We start from the raw sequence: 18543 nt of genomic DNA, 5'->3' as shown, positions 1-18543 counted from the left end.
GGTGGCGCGAATTACCTCCCCTCCCGATTGCGGGAGGGGTCGGGGGTGGGAAAGCGGCCTACTCCGCCGCCTGCCGGTGTTCCTGTGCGAAAATCTCGACCAGATCATCGTCGCTGGCGTCCACGAGGCGCTTCACCCACTGGTGAAACACCTGGCCGCCCTTCTCGTTCTTGCCGAACAGCACTTCCTTCATCAGCCCTGACGCCAAGGCCTGCTGCTGGCGCTTGCCGGTGGCGTAATCCTCGTCGCGCACAACGATTTCGAGGAAGTTGAACTGGTCGTGCGCGGCCTGGACCTGCTCCGGGGTCTCGGGCTGGTTTTCCATGACGTAGAACTGGGTGGTATAGCTCTCGCCCACTGTGTCGCCCGGGAACAGTTGGCTGATCATCGCCCCGCGCTGGCCGCCGCCGTAGAAGCTGGCGATCGAGATGTGCGGGAAGATCGTCCACACGCCCTGCACCAGCACTTCCTGCGGCAGTTCGTCGTCGGCCATGGCTTCGAGGTCCATCTGCTGGTCGTCGTCCCCCTGCACCTTGATCGCGAACTTCGACGGGGTGCTGAGGCGCTGGTGCGGGCCGAAGGCGAAGTAGTTGGCGCGGTTGTAGAAATCGGCGCCGAAGGTGTCCTTGTGGAGCACGGGCAAGTGGTAGAAATCGAGATAGCCGTCATAGGCCGTCTTCCAGTTCGGCCCGGCGAGCGTGCGCTGCGAGAACAGCGTCCAGCCTTCGAATTCGAAGGCCTTCAGAAGCTCGTCATAGCCGCACAGATAGTCCGCGATGCTGAGCTTGGAATGGGGATCGAGCGTCACCCAGATCAGGCCCGCGTTCTCGTAGACCGGGAACTTGGTGAGGCAGTGCTGGCTCTTGTCGATCTTGCCGAAATCCTGCGGGCTGGCGACACCGATGAGGTCGCCATCGGCCTTGAAGGTCCAGCCGTGATAGCCGCAAGTGAAGCGGCTGGCATTGCCGCAGCCGGCGGCCAGAGGATTGCCGCGATGGGTGCACATATTGAGGAAGGCGCCCATGCTGCCGTCCTTCTGGCGGCTCAAAAGCAGCGGCACGCCGCAGATGTCCATCGCCTTGAAGTCGCCCACATTCGCCAGCTCGCACGAAGGGGCGACCATCAGCGGCAGGCGGCGGAAGATCTGCTTCTTCTCGGTCTCGAACACGTCCGGGTCGGTGTAGGCGCTGGCGGGCACACGCACGACCTCGTCGGCATATTCCATCGTGTCGGCCGCACCGTGGGCGACCAGATTGCGGGTCATTTCGACCAGCGTTTCGCGTGACATTGCCGTTCCTCCCAGATGTCTTTTGCAGGGCAGCATCCGCCTTCGCGCAGGTCACGGCAATGATCACTTTTGGCAAAGCAAGCCGGCCCAAGCAAAAGGGGCGAGCCATCGCTGGCCCGCCCCCCATGTTCCCCTGTTGAACCCGGTCAGAAGCGGAAGCTGACTTCCGCAAACACCTGACGGCCGCGGTTCTGTGTCAGGAAGATGTCGTCCCCGGTCGGCGACAGGAACGGACGCCCGCCGCTGGTGATGACGATGATCTTGTCGCTGAGGTTCTGGCCGACCAGCGACAGCTTCCAGTTGCCGTCCGGGTGGCCGATCGAGACGTTGGCATCGAACATCCAGAAGCTCTCCTGAACAAAGTCGTTCAGCGAGGTTTCGTCGGTGATGTAGCCATCATTGTAGGCGGCGTTGCCCGACAAGAACAGCTCGAGGCTGTCGCTGAGCGGGATCGCCCAGTCGGCGGCGACGTTGCCCGACCATTCGGGCGCCTGGCTGCCGCGACGGCCCTTGAGGTTGATGGTGCCGCCCTGACCGCCCGGCTGGAGGAAGTCATCGGTGTACTTCGCGTCGAGGTAGGAAATGTTCGACGAGAAGCTCAGCCCGTCGACCGGGGTGCGCCACTTGGCTTCGAGATCGACGCCCTTGGTGGTCAGTTCGCCCGCGTTGCTGGTGACGAACTGGATGGTCTGCGCGTTGAAGTTCTGCACCTGCAGATCCTTGAACACGTATTGGTAGGCGGTGACGTTCAAGGTCACGTCGCGGTTGTTGAACTGCGACTTGAAGCCCACTTCGCCGCCGATCGCTTCTTCCGACTTGAAGATCAGCGAGCTGAAATCACCGCTTGCCGCTGCCTGGCTAAGGCTGTTCGACGGCAGCGCGGAGTTGTCGATCCCGCCCGACTTGAAGCCGGTCTTGAACGAGGCGAAGACGTTGAAGTCCTCGCTCGCCTGATACTTCAGGGTCACTTCGGGCGAGAAGTTGTCATCGGCAAAGTTGATGGGGCCCGAGAAGAAGCCCGGCCGCACGAAGGCGGGGCCCTGCAGGAAGGTGTGCACGTAAGGCACGCTGATGGTCTGCACCTTCTGCTCGTCGGTCCAGCGGATCCCGCCCGACAGTTCGAGCTGTTCGGTCAGGTCGAACATCACGCTGCCGAAGAACGACAGGGCTTCGGTCTTGGTGAGGTGGGTCTTGTCCCAGTCATAGGTGAAGCCAGTCGCCGGGTCAGGCCCGAGGAACGAGATGTTCACGCCCTGTTGCGAGGTGTCGAAGGTGATCGTGCGATCTTCGTAGAAGGCGCCGAGCATGAAGTTGAACGGCCCGTCATTGTCCGAGGACAGGCGCAGTTCCTGGGTGTATTGTTCCAGGTTGTTGATCGGGTCGGACGATCCCGCGCCGCCCGGCAGGCGGGTGCCGTTGGGGCCGGGGATGAAGCCGCCGTAGGAATAGCTCTCGAAGTCGACCGCCTTCATGTTGAGCAGGCCCGTGACCGAGGTCAGCTTGAGCTTTTCACTGAGGTCGAGTTCGAACTGCAACCGGCCGAACCAGATGTCGGTCTCGCCGAAAGGCACGCCGTTGCGGCCAGCGGCCTTCGACGGGGTCGGCACGCCGCCGGCCAGCGGGGCGGCGGTGTCGGTGAAGTAGTAGAGCTCGTCATAGACGTTGCAGTTGTAGCCCGCGGGCAGCTGCACCGCCCCCTGGAGCAGGAAGATCGGATCGGCCACGCCGTTCGCGCCGCACGAGACTTCGCCGGTGCCCAGCGCGCCGTCATTTTCATGCTTGGTGTATTGCAGCTTGAAGTTGGCGCGAAACATATCCGAGGGCTGCCAGTCGAGCGTCAGGCGGCCGATGAAGTCGGTCAGGCCACGCTTCTGGTTGACCGCGGGCGATCCCGGCTGGGCCAGCTGGAATTCGTCGATGTCGTTGAACTGCGCGGCCAGACGGATGCCGAGCGTGTCGGTCAGCGGGCCGGAGATATAGCCGTTGAGGAGGTAGCCCTTCTCTTCGAATTCGTAGTTGGCGCGCATCCCGACTTCCCAGTCGGAGGTCGGGTTGGCCGAGCGCAGCGACAGCACGCCCGCGGTGGCCGACTTGCCGAAGAACAGCGATTGCGGGCCGCGCAGCACGTCGATCTGCTCGACGTCGAAGAAGCCGGCCTGCACCATGCGCATGGTCGAGACGACCACACCGTCATATTCGAAGGCCACCGCGGAATCGAACGCCGCCGAGATGTTCGACGAGCCCACACCGCGCAAGCTCAGCTGGCCGCCCGAGCCCGAGCCGCCGACCTGCACGTTCAAGGTGGGCACGCGGCTGGTGACGTCGGCGACCTGGTCGATGTTGAAGCGCTGGAGCGTCTCGCCGCCGATCGCGGTGACGGTGACAGGGACTTCCTGAAGGCTCTCGTTCTGGCGGCGGGCCTGCACGACGATCACGCGATCTTCCTCGGGCGCGTCAGCGCTTTCATCGGCATCCTGCGCATAGGCGGCAGACGGCATCGCAGCGAGGCCGCTCAGCGCGGCGCCGCACAGCAGGGCACGGCGCATTCCGGAGGCACGGGTTGCGCACGCAAATCGGGCACGAAGTGTGTTCATGGTTCTCTCTCCCCATCGGGCCGCGGCTCCCCCGCGTGCCCTGGTTTCCCCAACCCTCGGGCGTGTCTCCTCACGCCTTTCGGTATGGTGTGCAGGTGTATGTTCATGCGGCGAGCGCACCATCAGCAAAAGCGATAGTGACCCGGCGAAACTGCGACAATTGCGCCACACCCCGCTGTCAAAGCGGGCCGAACGCAGCAAAGCCGTAACGTCACTCTGCCGCCTCGCGGGGCTGTGCGGCCTCGCGCGACATCTGCGCGCGGCGCGGATCATTGGGCCACACCCACTCCGGCCCGATCACCTGTTCGACCTGGAGATGCGCGGGAATATTGGCCGCGCCGATCATCCGGTCGAGACTCTGGTGGAACGAATAGATCCGCGCCTCCTGATAGGACAGCGGCACCGAGCGGAAGGCCGAGCCCTGCATCGAATGCTGGATCGCCTCGCCGAACTGGGTGTCTTCGAGGATGATCGGGCTCATCTGGCGACCGTTCGGCTGGCTGGCATCGGGCACGGTCCAGAGGTCGGGCGCGGGCGCGTCGCCCCAGTCGAGTGCCATCGTCACCAGCTCCAGCCGGGTGGTGTTGAGGGACGTGGGCCAGAACAGCAGCGGCGGGACAAAGTAGTTGCTCAAGGGGCTGACCCAGTTGGGGAACAGGGTGTAGCTCTGGGTGCAGGTGCGGCCCAGCTCGCCGACGGTATCGATCTGCTGCCAGCCCGGCGGCGAGTCGATCGCGCGCACGTGCTCGCGGTCGGTTGCAAGCGGCGGCGGGGCGAGCATCCGCGCGTGGCCATTGGGATAGATGGTGTTGTAGTTGCGGGAACTGTCGACCAGCGGGGCGACCGTGTTGGGATGGATGAAGGGCACATGGTAGACCTCCATGTTGGCCTCCATTGCCACCTTCCAGTTGCACTTGAGGTCGAAGCTGTGCCGCGCCGCCAGCCTGATCCGGTCGAAGGCGAACTCGTCCCACTCGCGGGCGATGGGGCCGAGCCAGTCGAGCAGCGGCATCGCCTCCATATCGAAGTTGACGAAGATCACCTTGCCAAACAGCTCGCAGCGCACCGGCAGGAGACCCCGGCAGCTCATGTCGAAATCGGCCGGGAAGTCGCGCCTTTCGGGCACGCCGACGAGGCTCCCGTCGGTCTTGTAGGTCCAGTTGTGATAGCCGCACATCAACCGGCTGGATTTGCCGCGGTCTTCGGTGACCACCGGCGCGCCTCTGTGGCGGCAGGTGTTGTGGAAGGCGCGCACCACCCCGTCCATGCCGTGGACGATGACGATCGGATCGCCCGCATTGTGCCAGCGCATATAGCAGCCGGGTTCGGGAATTTCGTCGAGATGGCCGGCAAACAGCCAGCTCTTGCGGAAGATGTGCTGCTGTTCGAGCGCGAAATATTCCGCGCTGGTGTAGCGGCCGGCGGGCATATCGGGCAGCACCGGGAAGCCGTCCGGCACGGCGGTGCGGCGCCCCTCCCACTCCATCAGCGCCTTCAGCTGCGCGACTTCCTCGGCCTCGATCATGCTCGCCTCTCCCTTGCGCGGCAGAATACATTGCGAGCTGCGTTCGGCGCCCTCGCGCTTTCGACAGTGGCGGGTGCGCCTGCGCCCGATAGGCTGCGGACAACGGAAAAGCTTTTGGGAGAGAGCGCAATGGCAGGACGGGTAGCGGGCAAGGTTGCGCTCGTGACAGGGGGCGCAATGGGTCTGGGCAAGGCCGATTGCGAGGCATTGGCGCGCGAGGGCGCGAAGGTGATCGTCACCGACCGCGATGCCGAACTGGCGCACAAGGTGGCCGATTCCATCGGCGGCGATGCGCTTGCCCTCGACGTCACCAACGAAGAGCAATGGATCGAGGTGATGCGCGCGGTCGAGGAACGCCACGGCGGGCTCGACATCCTCGTCAACAATGCGGGCAACGTGATCTTCGAGAGCATCGAGGATTGCAGCCTTGCGCATTTCCGCCTGCACCTCGACATCCATGTGGTCGGCACCTTCCTCGGGTGCAAATATGCCGTCCCGCTGATGAAGCATCGCCACAAGACCGTGGGCGGGGGCGGCTCCTCGATCATCAACATGGCCTCGACCGCGGCGCTGATGGGCTATGGCAACATCCCCGCCTATGCCGCGTGCAAGGCCGGGATTGCGGGGATGACCCGCAGTCTGGCGGTCGACTTTCAGGACAAGGGCTACGGCATCCGGGTCAATGCGCTTGCGCCCGGCGGGATCGAGACGCCGATGGTGCGCGACATTTCGGGCCGGGCGGGGCAGGAATTGATGGCCGTGCCCGATGGCCCGCTTGACGCCAATGCACTGGGCGCACCCAAGGACGTCGCTGCTTGCGTGCTGTTCCTCGCCTCGGATGAAGCGCGCTTCCTCAACGGCCTGACGATCCCGGTGGACAATGGCCTCTACGCCCGGCCGCACCACTGAGGGAAGCAGACCCGGCGCATACCGCTGGTATGTGCTTGGCCTGCTGACGCTGACGAGCGCGTTCAGCGTTGCCGACCGGCTGGTGTTCTCGATCCTGCTGCAGGACATCAAGGCGGCCTTCAGCCTGACGGACACCGAGCTGGGCCTGCTCGGCGGAGCGGCGTTTTCGATCATCTACGTGATCGCAGGCTTCCCCGCCGCGCGGCTGGCCGACCGATCGACCCGCAAAACCATCGTCGCTGCCGCAATCAGCTTCTGGAGCCTGATGACGGCGGGTTGCGGGCTGGCGACGGGGTTCTGGACGCTGTTCCTCGCCCGCACCGGTGTGGGCGTGGGCGAGGGGTGTTCCGGCCCTTCATCGCAAAGTCTGGTCGCCGACTATTTCACCCGCGCCGAGCTTGCCAAGGCGATGGGGTTCCTGACCATCGGGGCGAGCATGGGCACGGCTGGCGGGCTCCTGATTGGCGGGCAGCTTGCCGAAATCTTCGACTGGCGCTGGGCCTTCGTGCTGATGGGCCTGCCGGGGGTGGTGCTGGGCGCGATCATCTATGTCACCATGCGCGAGGCGCCGCGCGGACGCTATGCCCCGGCGGGCACCGACATGGCGCAAAGGCCATTGGGTGAGACGATCCGCAGCCTTGCGACCAATCGCGTGTTCACCGGGCTGGCGCTGGGCTGGGCGGTGCAGATCATGATCGGCTATGCGCTCGCCTTCTGGATGGCCCCCGTGATGCTGCGCACCTTCGGCATCTCGACGGGCGATGTGGGTCTTTATCTGGGGCTGACCTTCTTTCTGGGCGGCATACCGGGGCCGATCCTCGGCGGCTATGTGACGCAATGGCTGTGCCTGCGCGATGAGCGCTGGCGCGCGTGGTTGCCGGGGGTGACGAGCCTGGGCTGCCTGATCCCGCTCGCTCTCAGCCTGACCTCGGAGAGCTTCGGCGCGTTCCTCGGCTGGTTCGGGCTTGCCTATGCGATCTATGTCGCCAGTCAGGCGGGGATCATGTCGGGGATACAGGCCGCGGTCGAACCGGCGAGCCGGGGCTTTGCGGTCGCCACCGCGCTGTTCTTCAACAACCTCATCGGGCAGGCGTTGAGCCTGTTCGTGATTGGCGCAATGAGCGACGCGCTGACCCCGATGCAGGGCGAGAGCGCGCTCGCCATCGCGATGTTCGGGGTGTCGCTGGCGGCCGGGATCGCCAGCCTGGCGATCTTCGTCTGGACCGCCCGCCAGATGGGGCCGAGCGGCTATCTGGAGAAGATGCGCGGCGGCTAGAACCCCGGATGGATGGCCATCATCCCGCCATCGACCAGCAGTTCCGCGCCGGTCATGTAAGGGCATTCGTCGCTGGCGAGGAAAGCAATCGCCGCCGCCGTTTCCGCCGGGTCGGCCAGCCGGTTCAGCGGCGAGGTCTTCGCCACCGCCGCCTTGAGCCCCGGCGTCACGCCCTCGGCATGGGTGAGGATGCCGGTATCGGTCGCGCCGGGGATCACCGTGTTGCAGCGGATGTCATAGCCCTTCTGGGCGCAATGCACAGCGACCGACCGGGTCAGCACTCTGACCGCGCCCTTGCTCGCCGAATAGGCGACATCGGTCGGCAAGGCGGCCATTGCGGTGGTCGAGGCGATGTTGACGATCGCCCCTTTCGATCCCCCCGGATTGCCCTTCATCGCGGCGATGGCTGCGCGGCATCCGGCCATCGTGCCCTTGACGTTGATGCCGAAAATCAGGTCCCACGCCTCGTCGGTGACATCCTCGATACTGAGCGCCGAGACGGTGCCGGCATTGTTGACGAGGATGTCGAGCCGTCCCCAGCGTTCCACCGCAGAAGCGACAATCGCGGGCCAGGCGGCGATATCGGCGACGTCGTGAGCGGCAAACCGCGCGCCTACCGCGTCGCACAGGGCTTGCCCCGCAGCCGCGTTCACATCGGTGCCGAGCACTTCGGCCCCGTCGGCGCGCAATCGCCGCACCGTCGCTGCGCCGATCCCGCTCGCGCAGCCGGTGACGATCGCCACCTTGCCGGACAGGTCGGGCATTATTCGGCCTGTTGCCAGATGGCGGCGCAGGGGCGCTGGTTGTGGGTTTCGACAAAGCGCGCGAGGTTGTCCGTTCCCTCCGGCAGCTTCCAGCCGACGGTGAAGCCGAAATTGGCAAAGGCGAAGATGATCAGGTCGGCAAAGGTGAAGCGGCCCAGCGCGATGTGGTTGCTGTCTCCCAGTATGGCATCGAACATCCGCCACTTCTCGTCGGCGAGAGCGAAAAGTTCCGCCCCGGCTTCGGGCGAGACGACCGTCATGCGCGGTTCGAACATCGGGCGGCCGGTGGTGGCCCGAAAGCCCATGGTCATGGGCACGACCACCTCCTGATCGAACAAGCGCACCCACTTGCGCACCGCGGCGCGTTCGAGCGCGGTCTCGCCAAACAGGTTGGGCGAGGGGTGCAGCTCCTCGACATATTCGCAGATCGGCCAGCTTTCGGTGAGACAGGTGCCGTCCTCGAGCTCGAGCGTCGGGGTGGTGCCTTGGGGATTCTTCGCCATGTAGCCGGCATCCTGCCGGTTCTGGCCGGTGATGATGTCGTAATGCACGCGGGCAAAATCGCGGCCTTCCTCAAGTCCCTTTTCGACCATGAACATCCGCACGAGGCGGGGGTTGGGCCCGAGGCTGGAATGGAGCGTGATCATGGCTTTGCGGCTCTCCCTGATAGTCGTTGGCGCTGGTTCTAGGGGGCTGCGCGGCCAGCGTCGCCCTCATAAATGCGCTAGGGGGCAGGGCAGGCGGGGCGTTCGATCAAAATTGCTTGCACGGGCAGGCTGTGTTGCGCACATAAACCACCATGGATCACGCCCCCACCCCCGCTCCGGCCGCGCTCGATGACGATGGCCCGCTCACCCGGCTGCACCCCAATTACGCCCATGCGTTGCGGGTGCGCACGACGCTGACCGCGATCCCCTTTCTGATCGGGGCGCTGGTGCTGGAAAGCGCGTTTCTGGGGGAGGGGCTGTTCCCGAGCGGGATCATCGCCGGAACGGTGCTGGTGATCGCGCTGGTGCTGATCATCCGCATCCCCGCGACACGCTACAATGCGCGCGGCTACCAGATCAGCGCCGACCGGCTGCGGGTGGTGCGCGGGCTGATGTTCCGGCGCGACACCGTGGTGCCGTTTGGCCGGGTGCAGCATATCGATCTCAACCAAGGCCCGCTCGACCGTTTCTTCGGCATCGCCAGCCTCACGCTGCACACGGCGGGCAATCACAATGCCAGTGTCTCCCTGCCGGGGCTCGGCGCGGATCTGGCGGCCACCATGCGCGAGGACATCCGCGCGCATATCCGGCGCGAGACGCAGTGAGGCGCGCCGCATGAGCGAGCCGCAACGCACCGCGCCGCTCAGCGTCGTGCTGGGCGGGCTGGGGGCCATCCGCAGCGCGATCTTCCCGGCCATCGCCATCGCCTTCTCGGGCATTGGCGGCGGCGGGCGGTTGTGGATCGCGCTGGGGGTCGGCCTTGCTTCGGCGGTGATCGGCTTTGCCTTCAGCTATGTCGGCTGGCGGCGCACCACCTATACCATCGGCGCGGCCGACATCCGGGTGGAAAGCGGGATCTTCAGCCGCTCGGCGCGCTCGGTGCCCTATGAGCGGATTCAGGATGTCAGCCTCGAGGCCAAGCCGATCCCCCGCCTCCTCGGGCTGGTGGCGGTCAAGTTCGAGACCGGTGCAGGCGGGGGCGATGATCTCGCGCTTGAATACCTCACCGCTGCGCAGGGCGAGGAATTGCGCCAGGTGGTGCGCGAGCGCCGCGACGAGGAGGCGGTTGCTGTGGCCGCGTCCGGCAGCGAGGCTGCGCCCATCGCACCGGTCGAAGGTGAGGGCGAGGTGCTCTACGCCCTCACGCCTGCGCGGCTGGTGACCTTCGGCCTGTTCGAGTTCTCGCTGGCGGTCTTCGCGGTGCTGGGCGGCGCGCTGCAATATCTCGACAATGTCAGTTCGATCGATGTCTGGGACGCCGATCTGTGGTGGGGCTGGCTGAAGGAAACCGGAAGCACCGCTGCCAGCCTTGGCCCCTATGCCCAGGCGGCCGGGGCGCTGGCCGGGCTGTTCGGGCTGGTGGTGATCGGCTTTGCCACCGGCGTGGTGCGCACGGTGATCCGCGACTGGGGCTTCACCCTCACGCGCTCGGCGCGCGGGTTCCGGCGGCAGCGCGGGCTGCTGACCCGCACCGATGTGGTGATGCCCGCGCACCGGGTGCAGGCGCTGGTGATCGGCACCGGCGTGCTACGCTATCGCTTTGGCTGGCACGGCCTCAGCTTCGTCAGTCTCGCGCAGGACGCGAAGGACGAAAGCCACATCGTCGCGCCCTTCGCAAGGATGGAGGAGATTGCCCCCATCGCCAGCGCGGCGGGGTTCCGCCTGCCCGGTGACGCGACACCCTGGCACCGCGCCAGCCCCCGGCAGCGCACCGATAGCCTGGTGCTGGGCGCTGGCCTGTTCGTGCTGGCGGCGATCCCGGTGGCGCTGTTCGCCCCGCCGGGGGTGTTCCTGATCCCGCTCGGCATCGCGGTGTTTGTGGCCGGGGCGAGCCTATACGCATGGGAATTCCGCCGCCACGCCATCGACGACAGCCAGATCTACGCCAGCCACGGCTTCCTTTCGCCCACCCGCACCATCGCCACCCGGCTCAAGCTGCACTCGGTCGAGATCGCGCAGAGCCCGCTGGCGCGCTGGCGAGGCTATGCGACGCTGCATCTGGGCCTTGCGGGCGGCACCATGGCGATGCGCGGGGTGCCGCTCGCCGAGGCGCGGGCGATCCGCGCGGCTGTGCTGGAGACGATCAGCGCGACCGATTATTCGCGGCTCGATTCGCCCGCAGGTGCCGCAACCTAGGCTCTGAGGTCGGCCCAGTCGGGGTTCTCGGCGAACTTCCTGGCGACATAGGAGCAATCCGGGCGGATGAGGAAGCCCTGCCGCCGGGCATCATCGATCAGGCGATCGACCAGAGCGCCCGCCACCCCCCGGCCGCCGATGGCGCGCGGCACGATGGTGTGCGCGGCGATCCGCACTTCCTTGCCATCGCGCGTGCCGCCCGCTTCCCATTCGAGATAGCCCTGCTCGCTCGCGCCTTCGAGGCAGGCCAGATAGCGTCCGCCCGTGCCGGCCACGTGGTGGGTGATGGTCAGCGCTTCGCTGTCTTCGCTCATGTGGCTGTGCTCCCGCTTGCCAAGCCCGCGCGCGCGGCTAGAGGCCTTGGCCGATGACTCTGTCCAAGCCCTTCCTGTCCGACAACGCCGCCGCCGTCCACCCCAAGCTGTGGGAGGCGATGCGCGCGGCCGATGCGCCGGACAATCCCTATGACGGGGACGCGCTCTCTGCCGAGCTCGATGCGCGCTTCACCGCGCTGTTCGGGCGCGAATGTGCCGCGCTGTGGGTGGCGACGGGGACGGCGGCGAATTGCCTCGCGCTGGCGACAATGTGCGCGCCCCACGGCGGGGTGGTGTGCCACCGCGAGGCGCATATCGAGGTGGACGAGGGCGGCGCGCCGGGGTTCTTCCTCCACGGGGCCAAGCTGATGCTGGCAGAAGGCGAGGGTGCGAAGCTGACCCCTGAGGGCATCGCCGCTCTGATCGACCCGATCCGCAATGACGTCCATCAGGTGCAGCCCCACGCCGTCGCGATCACGCAGGCGAGCGAATATGGCCGCGCTTATTCGCCCGCTGAGCTGGCGGCGTTGGGGGCTTTCGCAAAGGAACGTCGTCTCGGCCTGCACATGGACGGCGCGCGGTTTGCCAATGCGGCGGCTTTCCTTGGCGGTTCGCCCGAGGATGCCGCGCGCAATGCGAGCGGCCCGGTCGACAGCCTCGCCTTCGGCTTCATCAAGAACGGCGGGATGGGGGCGGAAGCCGTGGTGCTTTTCGATCCCGAGGCGGCGCATCAGGTGCGCTATCGCCGCAAGCGCGCCGGGCATCTGCAATGCAAGGGGCGCTATCTCGCCGCGCAGATCCTCGCGATGCTCGATGACGGGCTGTGGCTCGCCAACGCGACGCACGCCAATGCCGCCGCGCAAGAGGTGGCCGCGGGCTGCGGCGACCGCCTGCTCCACCCGGTCGAGGCGAACGAGCTGTTCGTCCGCCTGACGCCTGCCGAGCGAGAGGCGCTGCGGGCGCAGGATTTCGCCTTCTACGATTGGGGCGCGGATAGCGCGCGCTTCGTTACCGCATGGAACACCCGCAGCGAGGATGCCGTCGCGCTGGGCAAGGCGATTGCCGCGCTGTGAGTGACACCGCCGCTCCGTCGATGCTCAGCCCCAAGGTGCTGATCCCGTTCCTCGTGACGGGGACGATCTGGGGTTCGACCTGGTTCGTCATCACCGGCCAGATCGCCGATGTGCCCGCCGCGTGGGGTGTGTTCTACCGCTTCATGCTGGCGACCCCGGCGCTGTTCGCGCTGGCGATGGTCATGGGCCAGCGGTTGCGGCTCAACCGGCCCGAGCATCTGTTGGCGCTGGGCGTGGGGATCGCGCAGTTTTCGGGCAACTTCCTGTTCGTCTATCATTCCGAGCAGCACATTACCTCGGGCATCGTCGCGGTGATGTTCGCGCTGCTGATGGTGCCCAATGCGATCTTCGCACGGGTGTTTATCGGCGAGCGGGTGCAGGGCGGTTTTGTCGGCGGCAGCCTGGTGGCGATTGCAGGTGTGGCGATGCTGCTGGTGCACGAATGGAACGCCGCGCCGCTCGGTGGCAACGTGTTGCTGGGGATCGTGCTGGCTGTGGGCGGGATGATGGCGGCCTCGATCGCCAATGTGGTGCAGGCCAACCCCACCGGCAGGGGCGTGCCGATGGTCAGCTTCCTTGCCTGGGCGATGGTCTATGGGGTGCTCTTCGATCTCGTCTATGCCCTCGCCACCGAAGGCCCACCGGTGGTGCCGAGCGGGTGGCAGTTCTGGGCGGGGACGGCCTATCTCGCGATCATCGGATCGGTGGTGACCTTTCCGCTGCACTACAATCTGGTGCGCCAGATTGGCGCGGGGAAGACCGCCTATAACGGCATCGTGACGGTATGCGTGGCGATGGGGCTGTCGACCCTGTTCGAGGGCTTCGTGTGGGACGCGCTCTCGGCCGGCGGCATGGCGCTCGCGCTGCTCGGCATGGGGCTGGCGCTGCGTTCAAAGCAGCGCCGCTAACCCCTCGACATAGGTGGGATAGCGCGGCGACCACCCCAGCACCCGCTTGGCCTTGCCGTTGGCGACCCGGCGGTTCTCCATGTAGAACCCGCGCGCCATCTCGGAGAGGTTCGCTTTCTCCAGCGACTCCAGCGGCGGCAAGGCTAGGCCGAGCAGCCGGCACGCGTGCTCGGTGACTTCATTGCCGCTGCACGGCAGGTCGTCGCCCAGATTGTAGGCTCCCGCCGGGGCATCCTGCACCAGCGCCGCGACCACCCCGCTGGCGATGTCGTCGACGTGGACGCGGCTGAACACCTGTCCGGGCAAGTCGATCCGCCGCGCCTTGCCTTCCCTCACCCGGTCAAGCGCCGAGCGTCCCGGGCCGTAAATGCCCGGCAGCCGGAACACCCGCGCGCCCATGCCGAGCCATGCGAGGTCAGCCTCGGCCCGGGCGTTTCGGCGGCCTTCTCCGCTTTGCGCGATGGTCGGCGTCGCCTCGTCCACCCATGCGCCCGCGCGGTCGCCATAGACGCCGGTGGAGGAGAGGTAGAAGAGAGCCTTGCCTTGCAGCGCTTCGCCATAGGCCTCCAGCACCGGATCGCCGCCGCTCGCCCGTTCGGGCGGGACGGAGGAGAGGATATGCGTCGCCTCGCCCATCGCTGCCAGCACCGCATCGCGGTCGGCAAAGGCGATGTCGCCCGCGCTCCCTGTGGCGGCTACCTGCCAACCCCGCGCCCGCATCGCGGCGGCAATACGCCCGGCGGTGTAGCCGAGGCCGAAGATCAGCAAATGCGCCATGCGGCCAACCTAAAGATTGGACGCCCGTGCGAATCAACCTAAATCGGCGCTCATGGACATCGCAAGCACCCCGATCACCCCCGAAGCCAACCCCGAACTGGCCGACGCCGCCCCCACCCCGCACGAGCCGCCCGTCATTCGGCGCGAGGACTACACGCCCTTTGCCTGGGCTGTGCCGACGACGAAGCTCGATTTCCAGCTGGGGCTGAGCGCGACCCATGTCACCGCGACCCTCGCAGTCGAGCGCAACCCCGCCGCCGCGCCGACGAACGAACTGCGCCTCAACGGCGACAGCCTCACCGCGACAAGCGTGACAGTGGATGGCGCACCGGCCGAGTGGCGGATGGATGGGCCTGACCTGATCGTGACCCTGCCGGGCGACAAGCACATGGTCGAAGTGGTCACCACCATCGACCCCAGCGCCAACACCCAGCTGATGGGCCTCTACGCCTCGAACGGGATGCTCTGCACCCAGTGCGAATCGGAGGGCTTCCGCCGCATCACCTTCTTCCCCGATCGGCCCGACGTGCTTTCGACCTATGCGGTGCGGATGGAGGGTGACAAGGCGCTCTTCCCGATCCTGCTGTGCAACGGCAACCGCGTGGCCGAGGGCGAGAACGCCGACGGCACCCATTGGGCCGAATGGCACGATCCCTGGCCCAAGCCGTCCTATCTCTTCGCGCTGGTGGCGGGCGATCTGGTGGCGAACTCCAAGCCTTTCACCACCCGCTCGGGCCGCGTGGTCGAATGCAATGTCTGGGTGCGCAAGGAAGACCTCGAACGCACCGACCATGCACTCGAATCGCTCCACCGCTCGATGAAGTGGGACGAGGACACCTTCGGCCGCGAATATGACCTCGATCTCTACAACATCGTCGCGGTCAGCGATTTCAACATGGGGGCGATGGAGAACAAGGGGCTCAACGTCTTCAACACCAAGTATGTGCTGGCCGATCCCGACACCGCGACCGACGCGGACTTCGACGCGGTCGAGGGCGTGATCGCGCACGAATATTTCCACAACTGGTCGGGCAACCGCATCACCTGCCGCGATTGGTTCCAGCTGAGCCTCAAGGAAGGCTTCACCGTGCTGCGCGACCAGCTGTTCAGCCAGGATATGCGGGGCGAGGCGGTCAAGCGGATCGAGGATGTGCGCATCCTGCGCGCCGCGCAGTTCCCCGAGGATGCCGGGCCGCTCGCGCACCCGATCCGGCCTGACAGCTACCGCGAGATCAGCAATTTCTACACAGCCACCGTCTACAACAAGGGCGCGGAAGTCATCCGCATGATGCGCGCGATGGTGGGCGAGGCGCGGTTCCGCGCAGGGTGCGACCTCTACTTCGACCGCCACGATGGCGAGGCGGCGACCTGCGAGGATTTCATCAAGGCCATCGAAGACGGCGCGGGGATCGATCTCACCCAGTTCCGCCGCTGGTATGCGCAAGCCGGTACGCCGCGCATTGCCGTATCGCAGGTGGTCGCGGGCGACACGCTCAAGCTCACCCTCAAGCAGACAGTCCCTGTCACGCCGGGCCAGCCCGACAAGCTGCCGATGCCGATTCCCCTGCGGGTCGCCCTCCACGCACGCTCGGGCGCGCTTGGGGCTGAGCAGCTGATCGTGCTGACCGATGAGGATCAGTGCTTCGATCTGCCGCTCGCCGGCGCCGATCCGGTGGTCTCGATCAACCGCGGCTTTACTGCGCCTGTCGTGATCGAGCGTGATCTGGCGCGCGAGGATCTGGTGTTCCTCGCCGCGCATGACGATGATCCTTTCGCCCGTTCGGAAGCCTTGCAGGAACTCGCCGTCGGGCACCTCGTGGGCGCGGCGAGTGGCACGCTGTCGGCAGAAGCGCAGGCGGCGGGTGAGGCGGCGATCATCGGCGCGTTCCGGTCAAGCCTTACCGACAACGCGCTCGATGATGCGATGCGCGGCGAATTGCTGGTGCTGCCGTCCGAAACCTATCTGTTCGAAGCGATGGCGGTCGGAGAGCGCAAGGCCGATCCCGGTGCGATCCACGCCGCGCGCGAGGGGCTGAAGGCTGCCATCGGCACGGCGCTCGCGGCTGAACTCGCCGCACTCCACGCCCGAGCATCGGCGATTGCGCTTGACGATCCGGCCGGGCGCGGGGCGCGCAAGGTCAAGACCATCGCGCTCGCCCTGATCGCGGCGGCCGACCCGGCGACCGCGGCCACGCTGGCGGCGGCGCAATACGACGCCGCCGACAACATGACCGACCGGCAGGGCGCGCTGATGGTGCTGTGCGGGCTCGATTGCCCCCAGCGGCCTGAGCGGCTCGCCTCGTTCTACCAGCGCTACAAGGGCAACGAGCTGGTGATCGACAAGTGGTTCACCTTGCAGGCCTTGTCGCTCCACCCCGATGTGATCGCCCATGTCCGCCAGCTGGCCGAGCATCCCGACTTCACCATGAAGAACCCCAACCGCGTGCGCTCGCTGCACATGGCCTTTGCGGGCAACCCCAAGGGTTTCCACAAGGCGGATGGCGAAGGGTATCGGATGGTGGCCGATGTCATCCTCGCGCTCGATCCGATCAATCCGCAGACGGCGGCGCGCTTCGTCCCCTCGCTGGGGCGCTGGCGGCGGATCGAGGCGGGCCGGGCGGCGCTGATGAAGGGCGAGCTGGAGCGGATCCTCGCGGCGGGGAACCTGTCGCGCGATACCTTCGAGCAGGTCAGCCGCTCGCTGGAAGGTTGAGCAGGTGACGTTCCAGACCGACACCGCGCCGCTGCTTGAAGGCGTGCCGCATGGCTTTTTCGGCAGCAGCGGCGGCGCCCACCAGTTCGGTTTCGGCGGGCCGGGGGATGGGGCCGAGGTGCGGGCGCTGCGCGCCGCAGCAGCCGATGCGATCCTGCCCGGCGGCCAGCTCGCCGCGCCCCATCAGGTGCATTCGCCCGATGTCGTCACCGTCACTGCAGCATGGGACGACAGCGCCGAGGGCCGTCCGGTCGCCGATGCTGTCGTCACCGCCACGCCCGGCATCGTGCTCGGGATCGTCACGGCGGATTGCGGGCCGATCCTGTTTGCCGACCGCGCCGCAGGTGTCGTCGGCGCAGCCCATGCCGGGTGGCGCGGGGCCGTGGACGGCGTGCTCGAAAACACCATCGCCGCGATGGAGGCACTGGGGGCCACGCGGGCGAACATCGCCGCGGTGCTCGGGCCGACCATCGCGCAGGCGAGCTACGAGGTCGATGCTCCCTTCCGCGCCCATTTTGCCCCCGATGCCGCGCGCTTCTTTGCCGCGGCGCCTGACCGAGAGGGTGCCCCGCGCTGGCAGTTCGACCTGCCCGGGTTCATCATGGCGCGGCTGGCTGCGGCGGGGCTTAGCAAAATTGCTGATGTCGGGCGGGATACATTCTCACACGTCGCGCGTTACCATTCGCACAGGCGCGCCACCAAGGCGGGTGAGGCGAATTATGGCAGGCAGATCAGCATGATCGCGCTGCCCTGAGGTTGGCTTGCACGCTGCCGAACGTGGCTTGCTTAAAACACGGTTGGAATCTTGCTGGATTGCCGTTAATTGCCCCGCCCAAGTTTCGGGGGGAGGGTGCCGCAAGGCGCTCCAAACTCCGGAACAGGGACCAATCGACGGATACGCACCCCGGGGCGCAAGCCTCGCCATTGGAACATCACGCCGCGCGGGACGCCTCTCCGCCGCGGCAAAACGAGCAGGGTAAGACGAAATGGCTACTGACACGGCCGCCTCCAACGAACTCAGCACCGCCGATGGCGTGCGTCGCCGCGACTGGATCCACATTGCGGCACTGAGCACCGCGGGCGTTGGCGGCGCGTCGCTGCTGTTTCCGCTGGTCAGCCAGATGGCCCCTTCGGCCGACGTCAAGGCGGCGAGCACCACCGAAGTCGATGTCAGCGCGATCGCCGAAGGGCAGGCGATCAAGGCCGTGTTCCGCAAGCAGCCGCTGTTCGTGCGCCGCCTCACCGCCAAGGAAATCGAAGAGGCCAACAAGGTCGACGTCGGCAGCCTGCGCGATCCCCAGACCCTCGCCGAGCGCACCAAGGCCGGTCACGAAGACCTGCTCATCACCATGGGTGTCTGCACCCACCTCGGCTGCGTCCCGCTGGGTGCGGCCGAAGGTGAGAACCGCGGCGAGTTCGGCGGCTATTTCTGCCCCTGCCACGGTTCGCACTACGACACCGCCGCGCGCATCCGCAAAGGCCCGGCGCCCAAGAACCTCGTGGTTCCGGATTACGAGTTCACCTCCGACACCGTCATCCGCGTCGGCTAAGCCTGCGTA

The 18543-nt window shown here is 66.5% G+C and carries 16 protein-coding genes; 9 read left to right on the top strand and 7 right to left on the bottom strand.

The annotated features are described in order from the left end of the window. Positions 1 to 58 precede the first annotated feature (58 nt). The 3 genes from PS060_RS04595 to PS060_RS04585 all read right to left on the bottom strand — a co-directional run bounded on the left by PS060_RS04595 (position 59) and on the right by PS060_RS04585 (position 5407). Positions 59 to 1288: an aromatic ring-hydroxylating oxygenase subunit alpha gene (locus tag PS060_RS04595; RefSeq protein ID WP_273985816.1), complete on the bottom strand. Its 1230-nt coding sequence runs from the start codon at positions 1286 to 1288 to the stop codon at positions 59 to 61. Positions 1289 to 1434: 146 nt separating this feature from the next. Further along, on the bottom strand, positions 1435 to 3834 hold the full coding sequence (locus PS060_RS04590) for a TonB-dependent receptor (RefSeq protein WP_273985814.1): 2400 nt from the start codon (positions 3832 to 3834) through the stop codon (positions 1435 to 1437). 259 nt (positions 3835 to 4093) lie between these two features. Then, entirely contained in the window at positions 4094 to 5407 is a 1314-nt protein-coding gene (locus tag PS060_RS04585) for an aromatic ring-hydroxylating oxygenase subunit alpha (RefSeq protein WP_273985812.1), read from the bottom strand. A 129-nt stretch (positions 5408 to 5536) separates the two neighbouring features. On the opposite strand from PS060_RS04585, the gene PS060_RS04580 reads away from it, so the two are divergent. Next, the gene (locus PS060_RS04580) at positions 5537 to 6316 is read left to right on the top strand and encodes an SDR family NAD(P)-dependent oxidoreductase (RefSeq protein ID WP_273985811.1); all 780 of its coding nucleotides are present in this window, start codon (positions 5537 to 5539) and stop codon (positions 6314 to 6316) included. Then, positions 6288 to 7592, top strand: coding sequence for a spinster family MFS transporter (locus tag PS060_RS04575; protein ID WP_273985810.1), 1305 nt, complete (start codon positions 6288 to 6290; stop codon positions 7590 to 7592). The genes PS060_RS04580 and PS060_RS04575 overlap by 29 nt, the downstream gene beginning before the upstream one ends. Here the strand turns inward: PS060_RS04575 and PS060_RS04570 are convergent. Further along, positions 7589 to 8356 (bottom strand): SDR family NAD(P)-dependent oxidoreductase, encoded by a 768-nt coding sequence (locus tag PS060_RS04570; protein WP_273985809.1) that lies wholly within the window; start codon positions 8354 to 8356, stop codon positions 7589 to 7591. The genes PS060_RS04575 and PS060_RS04570 overlap by 4 nt on opposite strands. Beyond that, entirely contained in the window at positions 8356 to 9003 is a 648-nt protein-coding gene (locus tag PS060_RS04565; protein ID WP_273985807.1) for a glutathione S-transferase family protein, read from the bottom strand. Before PS060_RS04565 ends, PS060_RS04570 begins: the two co-directional genes overlap by 1 nt. Positions 9004 to 9155: 152 nt before the next feature. On the opposite strand from PS060_RS04565, the gene PS060_RS04560 reads away from it, so the two are divergent. Then, positions 9156 to 9668 carry a PH domain-containing protein gene (locus PS060_RS04560; protein ID WP_273985806.1) on the top strand — a complete coding sequence of 171 codons (513 nt, stop codon included), beginning with the start codon at positions 9156 to 9158 and terminating at the stop codon, positions 9666 to 9668. Between the two features lie 10 nt (positions 9669 to 9678). After that, on the top strand, positions 9679 to 11199 hold the full coding sequence (locus PS060_RS04555) for a PH domain-containing protein (RefSeq protein WP_273985804.1): 1521 nt from the start codon (positions 9679 to 9681) through the stop codon (positions 11197 to 11199). Here PS060_RS04555 and PS060_RS04550 read toward each other — a convergent pair. After that, on the bottom strand, positions 11196 to 11513 hold the full coding sequence (locus tag PS060_RS04550) for a GNAT family N-acetyltransferase (protein WP_273985803.1): 318 nt from the start codon (positions 11511 to 11513) through the stop codon (positions 11196 to 11198). The genes PS060_RS04555 and PS060_RS04550 overlap by 4 nt on opposite strands. A gap of 53 nt (positions 11514 to 11566) precedes the next feature. Here PS060_RS04550 and PS060_RS04545 point away from each other — a divergent pair, with 53 nt between their 5' ends. Next, positions 11567 to 12586 carry a threonine aldolase family protein gene (locus PS060_RS04545; RefSeq protein ID WP_273985802.1) on the top strand — a complete coding sequence of 340 codons (1020 nt, stop codon included), beginning with the start codon at positions 11567 to 11569 and terminating at the stop codon, positions 12584 to 12586. 20 nt (positions 12587 to 12606) lie between these two features. Then, a complete protein-coding gene (locus tag PS060_RS04540; RefSeq protein ID WP_273986843.1) occupies positions 12607 to 13494 on the top strand; it encodes a DMT family transporter in 888 nt (295 codons plus the stop codon). On the opposite strand, the gene PS060_RS04535 is transcribed toward PS060_RS04540, so the two are convergent. Next, a complete protein-coding gene (locus tag PS060_RS04535; RefSeq protein WP_273985801.1) occupies positions 13477 to 14271 on the bottom strand; it encodes an SDR family NAD(P)-dependent oxidoreductase in 795 nt (264 codons plus the stop codon). The genes PS060_RS04540 and PS060_RS04535 overlap by 18 nt on opposite strands. Before the next feature lie 52 nt (positions 14272 to 14323). Between PS060_RS04535 and pepN the strand changes: the two genes are divergently transcribed. From pepN to petA, 3 genes are all read left to right on the top strand, one after another. After that, on the top strand, positions 14324 to 16984 hold the full coding sequence (gene pepN / locus PS060_RS04530) for an aminopeptidase N (protein ID WP_273985800.1): 2661 nt from the start codon (positions 14324 to 14326) through the stop codon (positions 16982 to 16984). Positions 16985 to 16988: 4 nt separating this feature from the next. Next, positions 16989 to 17738: a peptidoglycan editing factor PgeF gene (gene pgeF, locus PS060_RS04525; protein WP_273985798.1), complete on the top strand. Its 750-nt coding sequence runs from the start codon at positions 16989 to 16991 to the stop codon at positions 17736 to 17738. 232 nt (positions 17739 to 17970) lie between these two features. Continuing rightward, entirely contained in the window at positions 17971 to 18534 is a 564-nt protein-coding gene (petA, locus tag PS060_RS04520) for a ubiquinol-cytochrome c reductase iron-sulfur subunit (protein WP_273985796.1), read from the top strand. Positions 18535 to 18543 lie beyond the last annotated feature (9 nt).

Source organism: Erythrobacter sp. BLCC-B19, assembly GCF_028621955.1.
In the GTDB taxonomy this organism is placed as follows: Bacteria; Pseudomonadota; Alphaproteobacteria; order Sphingomonadales; family Sphingomonadaceae; genus Erythrobacter.
The sequence above is the reverse complement of the archived record's forward strand: the minus strand, read 5'-3'. Positions and strand labels throughout refer to the sequence as shown.